General features: G+C 61.3%; 14 protein-coding genes. 9 read left to right on the top strand and 5 right to left on the bottom strand.

Annotated elements, in window-relative coordinates:
* Positions 1-210 precede the first annotated feature (210 nt).
* The 4 genes from carA to ACXJKE_RS10805 all read left to right on the top strand — a co-directional run bounded on the left by carA (position 211) and on the right by ACXJKE_RS10805 (position 5,691).
* The gene (gene carA / locus ACXJKE_RS10790; protein WP_457280571.1) at positions 211-1,395 is read left to right on the top strand and encodes a glutamine-hydrolyzing carbamoyl-phosphate synthase small subunit; all 1,185 of its coding nucleotides are present in this window, start codon (positions 211-213) and stop codon (positions 1,393-1,395) included.
* Positions 1,395-4,625: a carbamoyl-phosphate synthase large subunit gene (gene carB / locus ACXJKE_RS10795; RefSeq protein ID WP_457280572.1), complete on the top strand. Its 3,231-nt coding sequence runs from the start codon at positions 1,395-1,397 to the stop codon at positions 4,623-4,625. Before carA ends, carB begins: the two co-directional genes overlap by 1 nt.
* 134 nt (positions 4,626-4,759) lie before the next feature.
* Complete coding sequence (gene greA, locus ACXJKE_RS10800) at positions 4,760-5,236, top strand: transcription elongation factor GreA (protein ID WP_457280573.1); 477 nt, start codon at positions 4,760-4,762, stop codon at positions 5,234-5,236.
* Between the two features lie 17 nt (positions 5,237-5,253).
* The gene (locus tag ACXJKE_RS10805; RefSeq protein ID WP_457280574.1) at positions 5,254-5,691 is read left to right on the top strand and encodes a DUF4149 domain-containing protein; all 438 of its coding nucleotides are present in this window, start codon (positions 5,254-5,256) and stop codon (positions 5,689-5,691) included.
* 96 nt (positions 5,692-5,787) lie between these two features.
* Here the strand turns inward: ACXJKE_RS10805 and folD are convergent, their stop codons facing one another.
* The 3 genes from folD to ACXJKE_RS10820 all read right to left on the bottom strand — a co-directional run bounded on the left by folD (position 5,788) and on the right by ACXJKE_RS10820 (position 9,981).
* On the bottom strand, positions 5,788-6,654 hold the full coding sequence (folD, locus tag ACXJKE_RS10810) for a bifunctional methylenetetrahydrofolate dehydrogenase/methenyltetrahydrofolate cyclohydrolase FolD (protein WP_457280575.1): 867 nt from the start codon (positions 6,652-6,654) through the stop codon (positions 5,788-5,790).
* A gap of 82 nt (positions 6,655-6,736) precedes the next feature.
* Positions 6,737-7,363 carry a response regulator transcription factor gene (locus ACXJKE_RS10815; protein WP_348047552.1) on the bottom strand — a complete coding sequence of 209 codons (627 nt, stop codon included), beginning with the start codon at positions 7,361-7,363 and terminating at the stop codon, positions 6,737-6,739.
* Positions 7,364-7,413: 50 nt separating this feature from the next.
* Positions 7,414-9,981, bottom strand: a complete 2,568-nt coding sequence (locus tag ACXJKE_RS10820) for a PAS domain S-box protein (RefSeq protein ID WP_457280576.1) — start codon at positions 9,979-9,981, stop codon at positions 7,414-7,416.
* A gap of 351 nt (positions 9,982-10,332) precedes the next feature.
* Here ACXJKE_RS10820 and aceE point away from each other — a divergent pair, with 351 nt between their 5' ends.
* The 5 genes from aceE to ACXJKE_RS10845 all read left to right on the top strand — a co-directional run bounded on the left by aceE (position 10,333) and on the right by ACXJKE_RS10845 (position 19,235).
* Complete coding sequence (aceE, locus tag ACXJKE_RS10825; RefSeq protein WP_457280577.1) at positions 10,333-13,068, top strand: pyruvate dehydrogenase (acetyl-transferring), homodimeric type; 2,736 nt, start codon at positions 10,333-10,335, stop codon at positions 13,066-13,068.
* Positions 13,069-13,112: 44 nt separating this feature from the next.
* Positions 13,113-14,780, top strand: a complete 1,668-nt coding sequence (aceF, locus tag ACXJKE_RS10830; protein WP_457280578.1) for a dihydrolipoyllysine-residue acetyltransferase — start codon at positions 13,113-13,115, stop codon at positions 14,778-14,780.
* 13 nt (positions 14,781-14,793) lie between these two features.
* Complete coding sequence (locus ACXJKE_RS10835) at positions 14,794-15,384, top strand: MFS transporter (protein WP_457280579.1); 591 nt, start codon at positions 14,794-14,796, stop codon at positions 15,382-15,384.
* Positions 15,381-17,249, top strand: a complete 1,869-nt coding sequence (gene lpdA, locus ACXJKE_RS10840) for a dihydrolipoyl dehydrogenase (RefSeq protein WP_457280580.1) — start codon at positions 15,381-15,383, stop codon at positions 17,247-17,249. The genes ACXJKE_RS10835 and lpdA overlap by 4 nt, the downstream gene beginning before the upstream one ends.
* A 558-nt stretch (positions 17,250-17,807) precedes the next feature.
* Positions 17,808-19,235: a reverse transcriptase family protein gene (locus ACXJKE_RS10845; RefSeq protein ID WP_457280581.1), complete on the top strand. Its 1,428-nt coding sequence runs from the start codon at positions 17,808-17,810 to the stop codon at positions 19,233-19,235.
* Between the two features lie 63 nt (positions 19,236-19,298).
* Here the strand turns inward: ACXJKE_RS10845 and ACXJKE_RS10850 are convergent, their stop codons facing one another.
* Complete coding sequence (locus ACXJKE_RS10850; RefSeq protein WP_457280582.1) at positions 19,299-20,093, bottom strand: bestrophin-like domain; 795 nt, start codon at positions 20,091-20,093, stop codon at positions 19,299-19,301.
* A gap of 358 nt (positions 20,094-20,451) precedes the next feature.
* A complete protein-coding gene (locus ACXJKE_RS10855) occupies positions 20,452-21,363 on the bottom strand; it encodes a polysaccharide deacetylase family protein (RefSeq protein WP_457280583.1) in 912 nt (303 codons plus the stop codon).

Raw genomic sequence — 21,363 nt, forward strand, 5'->3', positions numbered from 1 at the left:
CCCCTCGGGGGCAGCGACTCACACGAAGCGGGGGAGCGTGGAGGCCACATCCCTAGGCTATAATCAAGGGCTTTTCAAAACACAGCTTCGCCCGAGCGCAGACAAAGCAAACACCCTCACAAAAGCAGCCAACTAAGGCAGCCAGCAAGAGTCTCCCAGAGACGTTTCTTGTGCACGCTTGGGCGAACCGTAACCAACCCGGAGAACCCAGTGCTTTTGTCTCTACAGGGATCACGCGAAAAATCCCCACACGCCATACTGGCGCTCGCAGACGGCACGGTCTTTATCGGCAATTCCATTGGAGCCGCAGGCTCCACAGTCGGCGAGGTGGTGTTCAACACCGCCATGACCGGCTACCAGGAAATCCTCACGGATCCGAGCTACTGCCAGCAGATCGTCACCCTCACGTACCCACACATCGGCAACTACGGCATCAATGCCGAAGACGTCGAAGCTGAAAAAGTCCACGCGGCCGGCCTGATCATCAAGGACCTGCCGCTGCTGGCCTCGAATTTCCGCATGACCATGACCTTGTCCGAATACCTGGTCAAGGAAAACACCGTCGCCATCGCCGGCATAGACACCCGCCAGCTCACACGCCACCTGCGTACCAAGGGCGCGCAAAACGGGTGCATCCTGGCTTTGCCCGCCGGCGAAGCGGTGAGCCAGCCAGCGATCGAAAAAGCCGTCGCTGCTGCCCGCGGCGCGCCCAGCATGGCCGGCCTGGACCTGGCCAAGGTCGTCTCGGTCAAGCAAACCTACGAATGGACGCAGACCGAGTGGAAACTCGGCGCGGGTTACGGCGTGCAGATCACGCCCAAATTCCACGTCGTGGCTTTCGACTTCGGCGTGAAGAAAAACATCCTGCGCATGATGGCCGAGCGCGGCGCGCGCATCACAGTGGTGCCGGCGCAAACGCCTGCAGCCGATGTGCTCAAGCTCAAACCCGATGGCATCTTCCTGGCCAACGGCCCGGGCGACCCTGAGCCATGTGATTACGCGATTAAGGCGGTGCGTGAACTGATCGAAACCGGCATTCCGACTTTCGGCATTTGCCTGGGACACCAGATCATGGCGCTGGCCAGTGGTGCCAAGACCTTCAAGATGAAGTTTGGCCACCACGGTGCCAACCACCCGGTGAAAGACCTGGACAACGGCCGCGTCAGCATCACCAGCCAGAACCACGGTTTTGCGGTTGACGAAAAAAGCCTGCCCGCCAACCTGCGGCCCACGCACATCAGCCTGTTTGACGGCACATTGCAAGGCCTGGCCCGCACCGACAAGCCGGCGTTTTGCTTCCAGGGCCACCCGGAAGCTTCGCCCGGCCCGCACGATATTTCATATCTGTTTGATCGTTTCACAGCCCTCATGGAACAGCATGGAGGGAACAAATAATGCCAAAACGTACAGACATCAAATCCGTCCTCATCATCGGCGCCGGCCCCATCATCATCGGCCAGGCTTGCGAGTTCGACTACTCCGGCGTGCAGGCCTGCAAGGCGCTGCGCGAAGAGGGCTACAAGGTCATCCTGATCAACAGCAACCCCGCCACGATCATGACCGACCCGGCCACCGCCGACGTCACCTATATCGAGCCCATCACCTGGCAGACGGTCGAAAAAATCATCGCCAAGGAACGTCCCGACGCCATCCTGCCGACCATGGGTGGTCAGACTGCGCTCAACTGCGCGCTCGACCTCTGGCACAACGGCGTGCTCGACAAGTACAAGGTCGAGCTGATTGGCGCCAAACCTGAAGCCATCGACAAGGCCGAAGACCGCCTGAAATTCAAGGACGCGATGACCAAGATCGGTTTGGGCTCAGCCCGCTCCGGCATCGCGCACAGCATGGACGAAGCCTGGGCCGTACAGAAGACCGTCGGCTTCCCGACAGTGATCCGCCCCAGCTTCACGCTGGGCGGCACCGGCGGCGGCATTGCTTACAACTCCGAAGAATTCGAAGTGATCTGCAAACGCGGCCTCGAAGCCTCGCCCACCAATGAGCTGCTGATTGAAGAGTCTCTGCTCGGCTGGAAAGAGTACGAGATGGAAGTCGTGCGCGACACCGCCGACAACTGCATCATCGTTTGTTCGATCGAAAATCTGGACCCGATGGGCGTGCACACCGGCGACTCCATCACTGTCGCGCCGGCGCAGACGCTGACCGACAAGGAATACCAGATCCTGCGCAACGCCTCGCTGGCTGTGCTGCGCGAAATCGGCGTGGACACCGGCGGCTCCAACGTGCAGTTCTCGATCAACCCGGTCGATGGCCGCATGGTCGTGATCGAGATGAATCCGCGCGTCTCGCGTTCTTCGGCGCTGGCTTCCAAGGCCACGGGCTTCCCGATCGCCAAGGTTGCCGCCAAGCTGGCGGTGGGTTACACGCTCGACGAGCTGCGCAACGAGATCACCGGCGGCGCTACCCCTGCGAGCTTTGAGCCCAGCATTGACTACGTTGTCACCAAGATTCCACGGTTCGCGTTCGAGAAATTCCCGGCTGCCGATTCGCGCCTGACCACGCAGATGAAATCCGTGGGTGAGGTCATGGCCATGGGCCGTACCTTCCAGGAGTCCTTCCAGAAAGCGTTGCGCGGCCTGGAAGTCGGCGTCGACGGCATGAACGAGAAGACGCAAGACCGCGAAGTGCTCGAGAAAGAACTCGGCGCGCCAGGTCCTGACCGCATCTGGTACGTGGGCGATGCTTTCGCCCAGGGTATGAGCGTCGATGAAGTCTTTGCGCTGACCAAGATCGACCCCTGGTTCCTGGTGCAGATCGAGCAAATTGTCAAGATCGAGCTCGAGCTGGAAACCACCTCGCTCGACAAGATCGACGCCGTCACGCTGCGCGCGCTGAAGCAGAAAGGCTTTTCCGACCGTCGCCTGGCCAAGCAACTCAAGACCACCGACACGGCCATCCGCGAAAAGCGCCGTGCGCTGGGCGTGCGCCCGGTCTACAAACGTGTGGACACCTGCGCCGCCGAGTTTGCAACCAATACTGCCTACATGTATTCGACCTACGAGGCCGAAGGCAGCGAGTGCGAAGCTGCGCCGACCGACAAGAAGAAAATCATGGTGCTGGGCGGCGGGCCCAACCGCATCGGGCAGGGCATCGAGTTTGACTACTGCTGCGTACACGCGGCGTTGGCCATGCGTGAAGACGGCTACGAGACCATCATGGTCAACTGCAACCCTGAAACCGTCTCTACCGATTACGACACCTCGGACCGCCTCTACTTCGAGCCGCTGACGCTTGAGGATGTGCTCGAAATCGTCGACAAGGAAAAACCGCTGGGCGTGATCGTCCAGTACGGCGGCCAGACGCCTTTGAAGCTGGCGCTGGACCTCGAAGCCAACGGCGTTCCCATCATCGGCACCTCGCCTGACATGATCGACGCGGCAGAAGACCGCGAGCGTTTTCAGAAGCTGCTGCACGAACTGAAGCTGCGCCAGCCACCAAACGCCACCGCGCGCACTGAACCTGAAGCGCTTGAAAAAGCCGCTGCGCTGGGCTACCCCCTGGTCGTGCGCCCCAGCTATGTGCTGGGTGGCCGCGCCATGGAAATCGTTCACGAACAGCGCGACCTCGAGCGTTACATGCGCGAGGCCGTCAAGGTCAGCCACGATTCACCTGTGCTGCTTGATCGCTTCCTGAACGACGCCATCGAATGCGACGTCGACTGCCTGCGAGACCCCGAAGGCCGCACCTTCATCGGGGGCGTGATGGAGCACATCGAGCAGGCCGGCGTGCACAGCGGTGACTCCGCGTGCTCTTTGCCGCCATATTCCCTGAGCGCCGAAACCGTCACCGAAATCAAGCGCCAGACCGCCGCGATGGCCGAGGCACTGACGGTGGTGGGTCTCATGAACGTGCAGTTCGCGATCCAGAACATTGACGGCAAAGACGTCATCTACGTGCTGGAAGTCAACCCGCGTGCCTCGCGCACGGTACCCTTTGTCAGCAAGGCCACCGGAATACAGCTGGCCAAAGTGGCAGCACGTTGCATGGTGGGCCAGTCGCTGGCTTCGCAAGGCATCAAGGACGAAGTCACGCCGCCTTACTTCAGTGTCAAGGAAGCGGTGTTCCCCTTCGTCAAGTTCCCCGGTGTGGACACGATTCTCGGCCCCGAGATGAAATCCACGGGCGAAGTCATGGGCGTGGGCAAAACTTTCGGCGAAGCCTTCGTGAAGTCCCAGCTCGGCGCGGGCACCAAACTACCAACCTCCGGCAAGGTGTTCCTCACCGTCAAGAACAATGACAAACCGCGTGCCGTGGAAGTCGCGCGCAAGCTGGCGGCCCTGAAGTTTGAAATCGTGGCCACCAAAGGCACTGCGGCCGCCATCCAGGCCGCGGGTATCGCCTGCACCGTGGTCAACAAGGTCACCGAAGGCCGGCCGCACGTGGTGGACATGATCAAGAACAACGAAATCGCCCTGGTCATCAACACGGTGGAAGAGCGGCGCAACGCGATTACCGATTCGCGCCAGATCCGCACATCTGCGCTGCTGGCCCGTGTGACGACCTACACCACCATTGCCGGCGCCGAAGCGGCCGTGGAGGGCATGAAGTACCTGGACAACCTGCCGGTTTATTCCGTGCAGGAGTTGCATGCTCAGCTAGGCTGACAGCCTCACGACCCGGGTTTTTTCCGGATTTCCGCAGGTCCGATTTGCATTAAACTTGTTTGATTGAAATTTTGGATTCAAGCGCCGCCGCCAGGTGACTGGTGGCGGTTTCGCTTTTGAGAGGAGCAAAAAACATGGCAACCATTCCCATTACCAAGCGTGGCGCGGAAAGCCTCAAGGCCGAGCTGCACCAGCTGAAAACCGTCGACCGGCCCTGGGTCATCAATTCCATTTCCGAAGCGCGTGCCCAGGGTGACCTGAGCGAAAACGCCGAATACGACGCCGCCAAGGACCGTCAGGGCTTCATCGAGGGCCGTATTCAGGAAATCGAAGGCAAGCTTTCCGCCGCCCAAATCATCGACCCGTCCGAGCTGGACGCGGGCGGCAAGGTCGTGTTCGGTTCCACCATCGAACTGGAAGATGAAGATACCGGCGACAAGGTGACTTATCAGATCGTGGGTGAAGACGAGGCCGACATCAAGGCGGGCCGGGTCAACATCAGCTCGCCGATTGCACGTGCGCTGATCGGCAAGGACGAAGGCGATACGGCTGAAGTTCAGGCACCCGGTGGCCTCAAGCGCTATGAAATCATCTCGGTGATGTACATCTAAACATCCTGATTTCATTCATGAAGCAGCGCTTCAATGTGATGGTGGCAGCTCTCTGGTGGGGCAGCTTGACCAGTTTGGGATTCGTCATGGTCCCGATGCTGTTCGCCAATCTGGGAGCCCCCGCCGTGGCCGGTGCCATGGCCGCCAAACTCTTTACCGCGCAAACATGGCTGAGCACGGGCTGTGCGATGTTCCTGTTGCTGATTCTTAATAAAAAAGACGATCCAGCCCTGGCGTGGCAAGCGCAAGCAGCTATCAAATTCATAGTGGCCGGTTTGCTGCTGGCCCTGCTGGTGGAGTTCGGGGTTGCGCCGCGTATCGTCAGCGTACGCGCCGAAGGCGGCAATCTCAAGCTCTGGCATGGCCTGGGCACCGCCTTCTATGTGGTGCAGTGGCTGTGCGCCGGCCTGGCGCTGTGGCGCCTGAGTCGCTCGACGGTAACCGAAATCACCTGAGTTTCGCCGGCAAGCAGGGGCCGCGGGACCGGCTCTGCCGGACCGCAGGCGCAGCGGCCCCCTCTCGTGATGAAAGGGGCAGGGAGATGCCGCAGGCTACACGGAGTGAGCGACCGTGGGGGCCATTTCCGCGGCTTCCAGCGTATTGACCAGCAGCATGGTGATGGTCATGGGGCCGACACCGCCGGGCACCGGTGTGATGTAGCCCGCCACTTCCTTCACGCCGTCAAAGTCCACATCACCGCAGAGTTTGCCTTCATCGTTGCGGTTCATGCCCACGTCTATCACGACGGCGCCCGGTTTGACCATGTCGGCCGTCAGCACGTTGCGCTTGCCGACGGCCGCCACGATCACGTCGGCCTGCAGCGTCATGGCCTTGAGGTCTTTGGTTGCGCTGTGGCAGATGGTGACGGTGGCGTTCTTTTGCAGCAGCATCAGCGCCATGGGTTTGCCAACGATATTGCTTCGGCCTATGACCACAGCATGCTTGCCCTTGAGGTCGTAGCCGATGCTTTCCAGCATCTTCATGCAGCCATAAGGTGTGCAGGGCCAGAAGCCCGGTTGGCCGACCATGAGCGCGCCGGCGCTGGCGACGTGAAACCCGTCAACGTCTTTCGCGGGAGAGATCGATTCGATGACTTTTTGCGCGTCGATATGGGCAGGCAGCGGAAGCTGCACCAGGATGCCGTGGATGGCCGGGTCGTTGTTGAGCGCCTCTACCCGTGCCAGCAGGTCAGCTTCACTCAGGGTGGCAGGGTATTGCTCAAGCACCGAATGCAGGCCGTTGTCTTCGCAGGCCTTGACCTTGTTGCGCACATAGACCTGGCTGGCCGGGTTTTCACCCACCAGCACCACGGCCAGGCCCGGTGTGATGCCGCGTGCGCGCAGGGCGGCGGCGCGTTGGGCGACTTCAGCGCGCAGTTGTTTGGAGAGGGCGTTTCCGTCGATCAGCTGGGCAGTCATTTTTATCGATTTTCAAGTAAAAACGCCCGCAAATCCAATCATCACGGGCGCAAGCAGCTATCAAAAAGATAGCGAAAGGAAGTCAGCCCTTGGGTGCGTTGGATCCGAGGGCTATTTTGAGCAGGTCGGCCACGGTATTGGCGTTGAGCTTTTCCATGATGTTGGCGCGGTGCGCTTCTACCGTCTTGATGCTGATGCCCAGGTCGTCGGCAATCTGCTTGTTGAGGCGGCCGGCCACGATGCGCTCGAGCACCTGCGCTTCGCGCGAGGTGAGCTTGGCGAGCAGGGCGTCGCGGCTGGCAGATTGCTGGTAGTCGCTGAAGGCTTCCTTGGCCTGCTCAAGCATGCGTTCGACCAGGTTGACCAGGGCTTCTTCCTGGAAAGGCTTCTGGATGAAATCCATGGCGCCTTTTTTCATGGTGTTGACCGCCATGGGTACGTCGCCGTGGCCGGTAATGAACACGATGGGGAGCGGTGACTTGCGTTCGACCAGGCGGTCCTGCAATTCGAGGCCCGTCATGCCGCCCATGCGGATGTCGACTATCAGGCAGGCGACTTCACGCGGGTCGTAGCGGGAGAGAAAGGTTTCGGCCGAGTCGTAGCAGCGGACCCGGTAGTCCTTGCCTTCGAGCAGCCACTGCAGGGAGTCGCGCACGCCCTCGTCATCATCAACGACGTAGACGGTACCTTTTTTGGGAATCAAGCTCATGCCAAACTTTCTTTCGTGAACTTCTCGAAAAGACGGTTCTTGAAGGGGTTTCAATGAACGCCGGTATCCTTGGTTGCTATGGTATCGCTAGCAGGCACCACCGGTGCCAGCAGGGGCGTCACGGGGATCCAGAAGGTAAACCGGCACCCCACCACTTCGTCCCCATTGTAGAGGTTCTGGGCCTCCATTCTTCCCTGGTGGGACTCGACAATACTGCGGCAGAGTTTGAGGCCTATGCCCATGCCTTCGGCCTTGGTCGAATAGAAGGCTTCATACAGCCGGCCCATGACTTCAGGCGACAGGCCGCGCCCCGTATCGAGCACCGAAAACTCCACCACGGCCTGGTCTTCAATCTGCTTGGGCACCACGCGCAATTCGACGCTGCGCCGCGCCGTCGGCAGGTGCGCCTGTTCAATCGACTCAGCCGCGTTTTTCATCAGGTTGATCAGCACCTGCTCGATCAGGATGGGGTCCACCATGATGTCGGGCAGGCGGGCGGCGATGTAGTGGCTGAGCCGCACGTGATGGCGCCGCAGCTCGATGTCGGCCAGCTCCATCGCATTGCTCACGATAGTCGCCACGTCGGCGGAGCTGCGGTTGGGCTCGCTGCGTTTGACGAAGGACCGTATGCGCTGGATGATCTGCCCGGCGCGGTGCGCCTGTTTGGCGGTTTTCTCCAACGCCACCAGCAGGTCTTCGTTGCTGATCTGCTGGCCCTTGATGCGCGACACCATGCCGTTGCAATAATTGTTGATGGCCGTCAGCGGCTGGTTGAGCTCGTGCGCCACGCTGGAGGCCATTTCCCCCATGGTGATCAGGCGGCTCGCAGTCTGGGCCCGCTCGTTCTGCTGGGCCGCCTGCTCTTCGGCATGGCGCCGCGGTGTGATGTCGGTGGCAATCACCATCTGGGCCAGGCGGCCGTCCACCCACGTGAGGTAACGCGAGCGAACCTCCAGCCACTTGCTGAGTTCGGGCACAAAAATTTCGGCGTTTTCCGTCTGCGCCGCTGTCAGCGTGTCGGTCGGCAGGCCCGCCAGGCCATCGACCGCATCCAGCGCATCTTCGGTGGGTACGGCTGAAGGCACGCCGGCTTGCGCGATCAGGTTCAGGTGACCGGAAACTTCACCGCCAAACCACGAACGGTACAGCTTGTTGGCAAACAGCAGCTCTTCACTGCCCAGCGGCGCCACGGACACGGCCGCGTCCAGCCCCTCAAGTACCGTGGTGAAACGTTCGTAAGAAGCTGTGAGTTCTTCGCGAATGCGCTTGGGCTCGGTGATGTCCGTCATGGACGTCATCCAGCCGGTTTGCTGGCCGCGCGGATCAATCAGCGGCGAGACATACATGCGAGCGTCAAAAATCTGGCCGTTCTTGCGCTTGACGCGCACCTCGAAACCACCGGGCGGCGTGCGGCCGTGCAGTTCATCGTCCAGCCGCTGCATCAGGGTCTCGATCTCGCCTTCCGGCCAATGCGGGAAGGGCGGCGTACGGCCCACCAGGTCGCCTTCAGTGAGGCCCGTCATCTGGCAAAACGCCGGGTTCACATAGGTGATGCGGCCCTGCAGGTCCAGCGCGCGCATGCCGGTCAGCATGGAGTTCTCCATCGCGCGGCGAAAGTTGGTTTCGGAAATCAGCGCCTGCTGGGCCTGCACACGGCGGCGCGTATGGCGCCAGGTGCCCAGCAGCATCCACACCGTCAGTGCGCTCAGGGCGCTGACCAGCCAGAAAAAGCCGCTGCCCACCACGCCCAGTGAGGCCCGATAGCCTTCCGCACGAATCAGCAGGCCGTTGCCCACCGGTGAAACCGGTATTTCATATTCGGCGGCGGCATCGGTCCAGGGCAAAAGCCGGGCCGCGGGGTTGCGGGGCGGCGGGAGGTTGCCCGCCAGCACCGTGTTTTTGTCGTCGATCAGCGTGACCGCATATTTGGCCGTCACGTCCGTCGGTACGCCAAAGCGCAGCAGCCCGTCGATGGAGTATTCGCCCATGATGACGCCGGCAAATTTCCCCTGGTCATCGAGCGGCACCTGCAACTGCAGGGTAGGGGTGTTGTAGCCGCTGGCTTCCTTGGTCACCAGCGGGCGCGAATACACGGGTTGCCGCAGGTCTCTTGCCAGGTCATAGGTGCCGTCTGTTTCGCCGACCTTGAGTTGCTCGCCGGCGCCGCGCAGCTGGCTGGCATTGGCGCTGGGCGATACATAAGCCACCTTGATCCGCCGCCTGCTGTCCACCCAGGTGACTGCCATGAGTTCCGGATATTGGTTGACCAGGGATTCGGCCTGCGAGATGAATTCTTCCGTATCCACTTCCTTGTTGGAGACATCCCGCCCTATGCGCATGAGCTGTTCCTGGCGCTCCAGCAGGCGCAGGCGCAGGCGTTGCTGGGCGTATTCCACATCGCGCTTGACGGCCTGCTGTTCGCGGTCGATTTCTTCGATGCGCAGGTAACCGAAGGCTGCGATCACGGCTGCCAGAAACAGTACCACGGCCAGCAAAGGCCCCAGGGTGATGAAACGGTCCTGGCGCGACGGCGACTGCTTGCGCCACCAACGCCTCCACAGGGCAAAGGTGGCGGAGTTCGCCATCGTGTCGGGGGGGGCAGGGGCTTGCTGGGTCATAGGGATGGTGCAGTTTAAGTGAGATGCCCCTCTGTGGTCAGGGTTGACCCTGATCTTTTAAGGTGAGGCTACAGGCTGCGCTGTCGCATCGTCGGTTTCAGTAACGCAGCCAATATTTGCCAGAGGCATTTGCCATGGGTATCGATTTGCCCAAGGCGTATGAAATTTCTTAATGTGAAATCAATAAGCACTATTTGAAATTTAACAAATATTGTGAGAAACTAGACGCTTGAATCTAATTTGCGTTTAAAACACGCTTAGGCGCAATTGGACACAGGCTCCGCGCACAGCCCGACAAGAGGCTGTATTGCGGATTAACAAAGCTTTATCAGGCTACTCAGGAGACAAAAAATGGCTGCCATTCCGAACCAAGCGGGCGACAACTTGCGCGCTGCCGCCAACGACGCGCTGGACAAGGACACCCAGGAAACCCGCGAATGGATGGACGCCCTGTCCGCCGTCATCGAAAGTGAAGGTCCCGAGCGCGCCCACTTTCTGCTCGAGCAACTCCTTGAGCACGCCCGCCAGAAAAGCATCGACATGCCTTTTTCGGCCAATACGGGCTATGTCAACACCATTGAAACCGACCACGAAGAGCGTTCCCCCGGCAACCTCGAGATTGAAGAACGCCTTCGCGCCTACATGCGCTGGAACGCCATGGCCATGGTCGTCAAGGCCAACCGCCTGCACCCCGCTGATGGCGGCGACCTGGGTGGCCACATCGGCTCCTTCGCCTCGCTGGCCAGCCTGTTCGGCGCCGGCTTCAACCATTTCTGGCACGCCGAGAGCGCTGAACCGGGTAAAGAGCACGGCGGTGACTGCCTTTACATCCAGGGCCATGTATCGCCAGGTGTCTATGCCCGCGCTTACCTTGAAGGCCGCCTGACCGAAGAGCAGCTGCTCAACTTCCGTCAAGAGGTCGACGGCAAGGGCCTGTCCAGCTACCCGCATCCCAAGCTCATGCCCGAGTTCTGGCAGTTCCCCACCGTCTCCATGGGCCTCGGCCCACTGATGGCGATTTACCAGGCGCGTTTCCTCAAATACCTGCACGCCCGAGGCATTGCCAACACCGAAAACCGCAAGGTCTGGGTCTTCTGCGGCGACGGCGAGATGGATGAGGTCGAATCCATGGGCGCCATCGGCCTGGCTGCGCGCGAAAAGCTCGACAACCTCGTCTTTGTCATCAACTGCAACCTGCAGCGCCTCGACGGCCCTGTGCGCGGCAATGGCAAGATCATCCAGGAGCTCGAAGGTGAGTTCCGCGGTGCCGGCTGGAACGTCATCAAGCTCATCTGGGGCAGCAACTGGGATCCGCTGCTGGCCCGCGACAAGGATGGCGCGCTGCGCAAGGTCATGATGGACACGGTGGACGGCGACTACCAGGCCATGAAGGCCAACGACGGCGCCTTCGTCCGCAAGCATTTCTTCGGCAAGGACCCACGCACGCTCGAGATGGTCGCCAAGATGAGCGACGACGACATCTGGAACCTGCGCCGCGGCGGCCACGACTCGCAAAAGGTCTATGCGGCATTCCACGCGGCCGTCAAGCACGAGGGCCAACCCACCGTCCTGCTGATCAAGACGGTCAAGGGCTTCGGCATGGGCAAGATTGGTGAAGGCAAGAACAACGTCCACCAGACCAAAAAACTGGCCGACGAAGACATCAAGGCTTTCCGCGACCGCTTCAATATCCCGATTCCCGACAGCCAGCTCGCCGACATCCCGTTTTACAAGCCGGCCGACGACACGCCCGAGATGCGTTACCTGCACGAGCGCCGCAAGGCCCTTGGCGGCTACCTGCCGCATCGCCGCGTCAAGGCCGACGAGCAGTTCACCGTGCCGGCCCTGGAGACCTTCAAGTCGGTGATCGAACCCACGGCCGAAGGCCGCGAAATTTCGACCACGCAGGCTTATGTGCGTTTTCTCACGCAACTGCTGCGCGACCAGGCCCTGGGCCCGCGCGTGGTGCCCATCCTGGTAGATGAAGCCCGCACCTTCGGCATGGAAGGCCTGTTCCGCCAGATCGGTATCTACAACCCTGACGGCCAGCAATACACGCCGGTCGACAAAGACCAGGTGATGTACTACAAGGAAGACAAACAGGGCCAGATCCTGCAGGAAGGCATCAACGAAGCCGGTGGCATGAGCAGCTGGATCGCAGCCGCCACCTCGTACAGCACCAACAACCGGATCATGATCCCGTTCTATGTGTACTACTCGATGTTCGGCTTCCAGCGTGTCGGCGACCTGGCCTGGGCGGCCGGCGACATGCAGGCGCGCGGTTTCCTGCTGGGCGGCACCTCGGGCCGCACCACGCTGAATGGCGAAGGCCTGCAGCACGAAGACGGCCACAGCCACATCCTGGCCGGCACCATCCCCAACTGCATCAGCTACGACCCGACCTTTGCGCATGAAGTCGGCGTCATCCTGCACCATGGCCTCAAACGCATGGTGGAAAAGCAGGACAACGTCTATTTCTACCTGACGCTGCTCAATGAAAACTACGCGATGCCCGGCCTCAAGCCCGGCACCGAAGAGCAGATCATCAAGGGCATGTACCTCTGCAAAGAGGGCGCCAAGCTCACGCCGCGCGTGCAACTGCTCGGCTCCGGCACCATCCTGCGCGAGTCCATTGCCGCGCAAGAACTGCTTGAGAAAGAGTGGGGCGTTGCCGCCAACGTGTGGAGCTGCCCGAGCTTCAACGAACTGGCCCGCGACGGCCAGGACTGCGAACGCTGGAACCTGCTGCACCCGACCGACAAACAGCGTGTGCCGTTTGTCAGCCAGCAGCTCGAAAAGCACACCGGTCCGGTGGTTGCATCCACCGACTACATGAAGGCCTATGCCGAGCAGATTCGCTCCTTCGTACCCAAGGGCCGTACCTACAAGGTGCTGGGCACCGACGGGTTTGGCCGCAGCGACTTCCGCAGCAAGCTGCGTGAGCACTTCGAGATCAACCGCCACTACATCGTCGTGGCGGCGCTCAAGGCGCTCAGCGAAGAGGGCACTGTGCCGGCGGCCAAGGTCGCCGAGGCCATCAAAAAGTACGGCATCAACGCCGACAAGATCAATCCGCTTTACGCTTGAGTTAAAACCCTGACGTAGCACCTGTAGCAACCGGAGACAAGAATATGGCAGTGGTAGACATTCAAGTTCCTGATATCGGGGATTTCGACGAAGTGACGGTGATTGAGCTGATGGTCAAGCCCGGCGACACCGTGAAGGCGGAGCAGTCGCTGATCACCGTGGAGTCCGACAAGGCCTCCATGGAAATCCCCTCCAGCCACGCGGGTGTGGTGAAGGAGCTCAAGGTCAAGCTCGACGACAAGGTCAAGCAGGGCTCCGTGGTCCTGACGCTGGAAGTGTCCGGCGCCGAAGCCGCCCCGGCTTCAACAGAAAAACCGGCTGCAGCGCCCGCTGCGCCTGCGCAAGCAGCTAGCAAATCTGTAGCGGCGTCGGCACCTGCACCTGTAGCGGCCCCTGCTGCTTCCGGTCCGGTGGAAGTCCGTGTGCCCGATATCGGCGACTTCAAGGACGTGTCTGTCATTGAAGTCCTGGTCAAACCCGGCGACACCATCAAGGCCGAGCAGTCGCTGATCACGGTGGAATCCGACAAGGCCTCGATGGAAATCCCGTCGTCTGCCGCAGGTGTGCTGAAAGAACTCAAGGTCAAGATGGGCGACGTCGTCAACATCGGCGACCTGCTGGCCATCCTGGAAGGTTCTGCGGCTGTGAGCGCATCGCCTGCGCCCGCGCCAGCCCCCGCTGCAGCGCCTGCCGCAGCATCTGCTGTTGCCCCTGCGCCGGCAACGTCATCTGCTCCAGCGAGCCAGCCGGCCCACAACCCCACCACCGCACCGCAGGGCAACCTGCCGCATGCCTCACCCTCGGTGCGCAAATTCGCACGCGAGCTCGGCGTGCCGCTGGCAGAGGTCAAAGGCAGCGGCCCCAAAGGCCGCATCACGCAAGACGACATCCAGGGCTTCACCAAATCGGTGATGGACGGCAGCGTTCGCACCCAGGCGCAGGCCGCCAAGGCCCCCGCATCTTCGGGCGGCGGCGCAGGGCTCGATTTGCTGCCATGGCCCAAAGTCGACTTCACCAAGTTCGGCCCGGTCGAGCGCAAAGACATGTCGCGCATCAAGAAGATCAGCGGTGCCAACCTGTTGCGCAACTACGTGATGATCCCGCACGTCACCAACCATGACGATGCCGACATCACCGAACTGGAAGCCTTCCGCGTTTCGACCAACAAGGAAAACGAAAAGGCGGGCCTCAAAGTCACCATGCTGGCTTTCCTGATCAAGGCCAGTGTTGCGGCCCTGAAGAAATACCCCGAGTTCAATGCCTCGCTCGACGGCGACCAGATCGTCTACAAGCAGTATTACCACATCGGTTTTGCTGCCGACACGCCCAACGGGCTGGTCGTTCCCGTGCTGAAAGACGCCGACAAAAAAGGCGTGCTGCAGATCAGCCAGGAAATGGGCGAGCTGGCCAAGAAGGCGCGTGACGGTAAATTGACGCCAGCCGAAATGCAGGGCGCCAGCTTCACCATCTCTTCACTGGGCGGCATCGGCGGGCGTTACTTCACCCCCATCATCAACGCGCCGGAAGTCGCCATCCTCGGCGTGTCCAAGAGCCAGATGGAGCCGGTCTGGGACGGCAAGGCCTTCCAGCCGCGCCTGATGCTGCCGATGTCTTTGGCCTGGGATCACCGGGTGATCGACGGCGCAGGCGCTGCGCGCTTTAACGCTTACCTGGGCCAAATCCTCGCCGACTTCCGCCGCGTCCTCCTCTAAACGGGGCGGAACCATGACAACACTTGTAGTCGTCAAAAAGGCGGGGCAGGTTGCCATCGCTGCCGACACGCTGGTGACCTTCGGCGACACCAGCCTGGGCCACCGGTTTGAAGCCAACAGCAAGATCTTCAAGGTCGACACGCCTGCCGGCATGAGTTACGTGGGCATGGCCGGTACGGTGGCGCATTTTCCGGTGCTGCGCAAGGCCATGGCGGCCTTGCCCAAAGAGCAGCTCAAGTTGGGTTCGCGCGACGAGGTGTTCGACACCTTCGTCAAGCTGCATCCCATGCTGAAGGAAACGTTCTTCCTGCAGACCAAGGAAGACGACAACGATCCCTACGAGTCCAGCCAGTTCACCGTGGTCATTGCCAATGCCAGCGGCATTTACGGCCTCTACAGCTACCGTGAAGTCTTTGAGTTCAAGGAATTCTGGGGCATTGGCTCAGGCCGCAGCTTTGCGCTCGGCGCCATGCATGCCGCCTGGGACAAGGCCAAGACCGCGCGCGAAGTGGCCATGGCCGGCCTGAACGCGGGTTGCGAGTTCGACAAGAACTCCGCCGGGCCCGTCGACATATTCACCCTTAAATTGAAAGCCTCCAAATGAGTGCATCCCCTGTGATCGACATCAAGGTACCGGACATCGGCGACTTCGACGAAGTGTCCGTCATTGAAGTGCTGGTCAAGCCCGGCGACACCATCAAGGCCGAACAGAGCCTGATCACCGTTGAAAGCGACAAGGCCTCGATGGAAATCCCGTCTTCGTCGGCCGGCGTGGTCAAGGACATCAAGGTCAAGGTGGGCGACAAGGTCAAGCAAGGCTCCGTCGTGCTGACGCTGGAAAGCACCGGTGCTGCCGCTGCGACCGCCACAGATGCGGCACAAAAACAGGCTGCAGCGCCCGCAGCACCTGCGCAAGCAGCTCCTAAAACTGTAGCGAGCCCTGCCGCAGCACCAGCCCCGGTTGCCGCCAGCTTCACCGGCTCGGCCGACCTGGACTGCGACGTGCTGGTGCTGGGCGCCGGCCCTGGCGGCTACTCCGCCGCCTTCCGTGCCGCCGATCTGGGCCTGAAGGTTGTGCTGGTAGAGCGTTACGCCACGCTGGGTGGCGTCTGCCTGAATGTCGGCTGCATTCCTTCCAAGGCCTTGCTGCATGTGGCCGCCGTGATGGACGAGGTCAAGCATTTCGACAGCCTGGGCGTGAGTTTTGGCGAACCCAAGCTCGACATCAACAAATTACGCACCCACAAGGAAAAGGTCGTCGGCAAGCTCACTGGCGGGCTGACGGCCATGGCCAAGATGCGCAAGGTCACCGTCGTGCGTGGCCTGGGCCAGTTCGTCGGTGCCCATCACCTGCAGGTTGAAGAAACCAGCGGCGCCGAAGGCCAGGAGAAAACCGGCAAGAGCCAGACCATTGCGTTCAAGAACTGCATTATTGCCGCTGGTTCGCAAGCTGTACGCCTGCCTTTCATGCCAAACGATCCCCGCGTGGTGGACAGCACCGGCGCGCTGGCACTCAAAGAGGTGCCCAAGCGCATGCTGATCCTGGGCGGCGGCATCATCGGCCTCGAGATGGGCACGGTGTATTCCACACTGGGCGCACGCCTGGACGTGGTCGAAATGATGGACGGCCTGATGCAGGGTGCCGACCGCGACCTCGTCAAGGTCTGGCAAAAAATGAACGCGCCGCGTTTTGACAACATCATGCTCAAGACCAAAACGGTGGGCGCCAAGGCAACCAAGGCAGGCATCGAAGTCACGTTTGAGTCCGCGGAAGCTGGCGGCAGCGCCCCGGCCCCGCAGACCTATGACCTGGTGTTGCAAGCCGTGGGCCGGACACCCAATGGCAAGAAGCTGGCTGCCGAAAAAGCCGGAATCACAGTCTCCGACCGCGGCTTCATTCCGGTCGACATCCAGATGCGCACCAACGTGCCGCACATCTTCGCCATCGGCGACATCGTGGGCCAGCCCATGCTGGCGCACAAGGCCGTGCACGAAGCGCACGTGGCTGCCGAAGTCATTGCGGGTGAACTGCAAGGCAACAAGGAACTGGCCAGCGCCGCCTTTAACGCCCGCGTGATCCCCAGCGTGGCTTACACCGACCCCGAAGTGGCCTGGGTGGGTCTCACGGAAGACCAGGCCAAGGCCGAAGGTATCAAGGTCAAAAAGGGCCTGTTCCCCTGGACGGCTTCTGGACGCGCCATCGCCAATGGCCGCGACGAAGGCTTCACCAAGCTGCTGTTTGACGACAGCCCCGAAGCGCATGGCCACGGCAGGATCCTGGGCGGCGGCATTGTCGGCACGCATGCCGGCGACATGATCGGCGAGATCGCACTGGCCATCGAGATGGGTGCGGACGCCGTCGACATCGGCAAGACCATACACCCGCACCCAACGCTGGGCGAAAGTATCGGCATGGCGGCGGAAGTGGCGCACGGTAGTTGCACCGATTTGCCGCCAACGCGAAAGTAACGCTGAAAAGTTGCCAGAGGCGCTACTAAAGTCAGTAGCCGGCCGCGCAGACACCGCAAGGGTTGCGCGGTTTTTTTTATAGGTTGAGTTTGAACGCAGTCCTGAGAGAGCCTTGCCCAACCCAAGGCCGACGTGTAGCTGACGCCTTGCATGCGTTGGTGCGGCGTATCACCGATCTTCAAGGGAAAAGTGCCTCTAGCCCTTTCCAGATAAGCGCAAGCAGCTATTGAATTGATAGCGAAGTTCGCCCTCTTGGTGGACATTTTTTTTGACATGCGCGGGCCGTGTAGACGTATACCAAAAGCATTCCCTGTTGTTTTGGCGCCTTCACAGCGCTGGACAACAACTCGTTGTCAAGGGCAAACCATTAGAATTTCGACGACGCCAGCATTCCAAGTGTTGCGAGCGGGACGTGATTCGTTGCTGCCTGTCCGCACCATGGGGTACCCCCATGGTTGTTTTGTGCCTAGAGATTTCGGCGCGTGAGCGGACTGCGCATTCTGCGCACCCAGCTCACGCATGACCTGCTGGTTGGGATGCCGGCGTCAACCCAATTCCATGCGCGAAGCCAGCTTCCGACATTTGATTGCACGCGGCCTGGCTCGCGCACTGCTCGCCGACGCGGACAAGGCGGGCGGCACCACCTTGCGAGCTCTTCAGGCCAGGGCTGCCGCAGCCATCGGGCAACGCCCCGCGTGGCTTCGGGAACTGCTTGAACCGCTGTCTCTGTTGTCGGCCATCACCTGGCAAAAATTTGACGTCACTTCGCTGGCACGGCGGATGGAGGCATCGCATGCCTTTGATCTGGCCTTTCGGGAGGAGGGCGACGACGAAGACGAAGACGGGGAGCCCAATGACTCCAGGGAGCCGCAAGCCTCGCAACCGGATGATGACCGGGATGACCCCGAGCCGGAAAGGCCACCGCGCATTCGCCGGTTGATCCTGCGACCGGCGGTGATGCGCCCCCGGCCGTTGGGGCTGGAAGCTTGCGTCTTGCCCGACATCCCTACGGATGCCGATCTGGCGCGCTGGCTCCAGCTCTCCCGCGAGCAACTGCGCTGGCTGGCCCCGGCGACGCCGGCAGTTGTCGAGCATTACCGTTACGGCCTGCAGCCCAAGCAGACAGGTGGCCTGCGTTTGCTGGAGACGCCCAAGGCAGAACTCAAGCGTGTGCAACGTCACATCCTGCATACGCTGCTCAGTCAGGTGCCGGTGCATGAAGCCGCGCACGGCTTTACCGTCGGCCGCTCAGTCAAAACCCATGCGGCAGCTCACGTCGGGCAAGCCGTGGTCATCCGTTTTGACTTGCAGGATTTCTTTGGCAGCGTAGGGGCAGCCCAGGTCAATGCCGTCTGGCGCACGCTGGGTTACCCCGAAGGTGTGGCGCGAAGTCTCACCGCGCTCTGCACACACCGTACGGCGGGGATGGTGATCGAGCGTCTGCGCGACGATGGCGGGCTTGACTGGATGGGTGCCAAGCGCCTTGGTTCCGCGCATTTGCCGCAAGGCGCGCCCACCTCCCCGGCGCTGGCCAACCTCTGCGCTTTCAATCTCGATTTGCGGCTTGAGGGATTGGCCTGGGTGTTCGGCGCGAGCTATACGCGCTACGCCGATGACCTGGTATTTTCAGGCCCCGAGTCGCTGCGACGGCAGTTTCGCGCCTTGCACGCCTGGGTTGCAGAGATCGTTCGCGATGAAGGCTTTACCCTCCATCCGGACAAGACGCGTTGCCTGCCGCGGCATCAGCGGCAGCGCGTGAGCGGAGTTGTGGTCAACGTTCACCCGAACGTGCCGCGTGATGATTTCGATCGGCTTAAAGCGTGTTTGCATCAAAGCGTGTTGCACGGGCCGGCGTCGCAAAATAAAAACCGGCTTGCCGACTTTCGCTCGCACCTGCTGGGCCGGATCGGTTGGGTCGGGCAATTCAGCCTGGCGCGGCAGGCGAGACTCATGCGCCTGTTTGAGCAGATCAACTGGTCGACCTGACGGCTGCGAGGGCCGCGGAAGCGGCGCACCGCAGTTGTACGAATTTGCCGCCGGCGCGCGGCTCTAGCGCGGGGACGGCATGAGCCGTTCCTGAATCAGCTTCAGGGCGTCCGGCGAAACGCTCTCTTCGCCGCGGAAGGGGTTATCCATCGCGGCGATGAAAAACAGCATCAAGCCGACAAAAGTCGCCAGGATGCCCGACAGCACAAGGTGTAGCGCCAGCCGGTCCATGGAAAACAGCCACAGCAGCGAAAAGTTCAGCGCCGCACCCAGACATACCACCCACCACAGCACACCCGAGAGGGAGGTGCTGACGCTCTGCAGGCGCGCATACCGGGCCTCCAGAAAGCTGTTGAATTGCCGCAGTGTTTCGGCATGCAGGATTTCCTGGGTCCGGTTGGCAGGGGCAAATGACAGCAGCTTTTGATGAAGGTCTGAAACGCGCGTGGTGCCGCCAGCATGCAGCCGTCCTTGCCGCTGCTCGGGCCAGGCTTCGACGATCAGAAAGCGTACGTAGTCCCTCATCTGGCCCTCCAGGGTGGCGCGCGCAGGCTCCGGATAGTTCGACAGATCACGGTACAGCGCCGCAATGGCGGTGGCCTCCTTGCCCACGGCTTTTTCTGCATCCGCGAAGTTCTGGTAGGTGGCAACCGCGATCAGGCCCAGCATCAGCCCATAGAACACCCCATAAGCCGAAAGAAAGTAGCTGACAAATTCATTGGCGTCCGGCTGCGGGCCCACCCACTTGCGCACCAGCGGCCGCAGCAGAAGCAGGCCACCCCACGTGTAGGCCAGGCAGACGGCGCAAAAAAGCAGCGCCAGCATCCAGTTGGGTATGTCGTAAATCCAGTAGAACATGGCGCCTGCCCCTTTTTTTATGTCGAACCCCCACCCCGATGCGGATGATAACCACGGTTGCATGCCGGAAGCTTTCGGTCCGGCGGTCCCGGCAAATGCGGGGCAGTGCTGCGGCAGGGATTGAATACCCGAAATGTTGAAGGGAGAGTTGGGTGAAAGGCCTGTAAATAGTGCGCAAACTGCTATCAATTTAATAGCTAACTCGCTTTGCGTGAACCTCAGGCCGTACACCGGGCGACTCCAGCGCTGTGCCTTTCGCGCGGACATTCAGCTCAAGCTCCACCAGCTCCTGCGCGTAATAAGCAAAAGCCTCTGCCCGCGCTCCGGCATGCACACGAGCGCCTCTTTCAGGGGCCGCTCACGCGGCCATCTGTACGGCGTGCCGGAAGATATCGCCCGGCGTGCTCATCCAGACCTGGCCCCGGTCACGTGCGGAGGCGACATGCTGAAGCGCGCGCCGCAGGTGGCGCAGGCGGTAAGGCTGGCCGACGATGTAGGGGTGCAGTGCAATGCCCATCACCAGTGGTGCTGAACCGCTGGCCTGCGATTGCTCCAGCATCTCATCAAGCTGATCGATGATCAGCTGCGCAAAGTCTTTGCCGTCCATCTGACGCGCAATGATCATCGGGATGTCATTGAGTTCCTGCGGGTAAGGCACAGCCCACAAAGCCTTTCCGCTGCGGGTGCGCATTGGCAGCGGCTGGTCGTCGTGGCACCAGTTCAGGGTGTAGCCATAGCCGCTTTCAGCGAGCAGGTCAGGGGTATGCAGGCTTTCCGAAATCCACGGTGAAAGCCACCCGGCGGGGGACTGGCCGCTCTCCTGTTGCATGCGTGTGCGGCACTGCACCAGCAGGCTGCTTTCGTCCGCTTCACTCATGGCGGCCTGGCGTTCGGCGTTGGTGTGGCCATGGCCGACCAGTTCATCGCCGCGCGCTACGCAGGCAGCCACCAGCTCGGGGCAGTGGTCATACAGTGCGGTGTTGATCAGGGCGGCCGCCGGCAGGCCCAGGCTGTCAAACAGCTCGAGGCAGCGCCAGCTGCCCACGCGGTTTCCGTACTCGCGCCAGCTGTAGTTCAGGACATCCGGCTGCGGGCTGGCCGGGCCGATGGTGGCACCCATGCCCTCGCCGAAGGCAAAGTGCTCGATGTTGAAACCCAGGTAGACAGCCAGACCAGCACCGTTGGGCCAGCGATAAGGTTTGCGCTGGTTGATCGCCTGGTAGTCAAAGCGATTGTGCGTCGGCAGGGCGCCGCTGTAGCTTGCCGCCAT

It is taken from the genome of Polaromonas sp. P5_D5 (assembly GCF_054049435.1).

Bases quoted from the DNA above. Each gene is read 5' to 3' on its own strand.
- carB (WP_457280572.1), top strand. From the start codon at position 1,395: ATGCCAAAACGTACAGACATCAAATCCGTCCTCATCATCGGCGCCGGC.
- greA (WP_457280573.1), top strand. From the start codon at position 4,760: ATGGCAACCATTCCCATTACCAAGCGTGGCGCGGAAAGCCTCAAGGCC.
- ACXJKE_RS10805 (WP_457280574.1), top strand. From the start codon at position 5,254: ATGAAGCAGCGCTTCAATGTGATGGTGGCAGCTCTCTGGTGGGGCAGC.
- folD (WP_457280575.1), bottom strand. From the start codon at position 6,654: ATGACTGCCCAGCTGATCGACGGAAACGCCCTCTCCAAACAACTGCGC.
- ACXJKE_RS10815 (WP_348047552.1), bottom strand. From the start codon at position 7,363: ATGAGCTTGATTCCCAAAAAAGGTACCGTCTACGTCGTTGATGATGAC.
- ACXJKE_RS10820 (WP_457280576.1), bottom strand. From the start codon at position 9,981: ATGACCCAGCAAGCCCCTGCCCCCCCCGACACGATGGCGAACTCCGCC.
- aceE (WP_457280577.1), top strand. From the start codon at position 10,333: ATGGCTGCCATTCCGAACCAAGCGGGCGACAACTTGCGCGCTGCCGCC.
- aceF (WP_457280578.1), top strand. From the start codon at position 13,113: ATGGCAGTGGTAGACATTCAAGTTCCTGATATCGGGGATTTCGACGAA.
- ACXJKE_RS10835 (WP_457280579.1), top strand. From the start codon at position 14,794: ATGACAACACTTGTAGTCGTCAAAAAGGCGGGGCAGGTTGCCATCGCT.
- lpdA (WP_457280580.1), top strand. From the start codon at position 15,381: ATGAGTGCATCCCCTGTGATCGACATCAAGGTACCGGACATCGGCGAC.
- ACXJKE_RS10845 (WP_457280581.1), top strand. From the start codon at position 17,808: ATGCGCGAAGCCAGCTTCCGACATTTGATTGCACGCGGCCTGGCTCGC.
- ACXJKE_RS10850 (WP_457280582.1), bottom strand. From the start codon at position 20,093: ATGTTCTACTGGATTTACGACATACCCAACTGGATGCTGGCGCTGCTT.
- ACXJKE_RS10855 (WP_457280583.1), bottom strand. From the start codon at position 21,363: ATGGCGGCAAGCTACAGCGGCGCCCTGCCGACGCACAATCGCTTTGAC.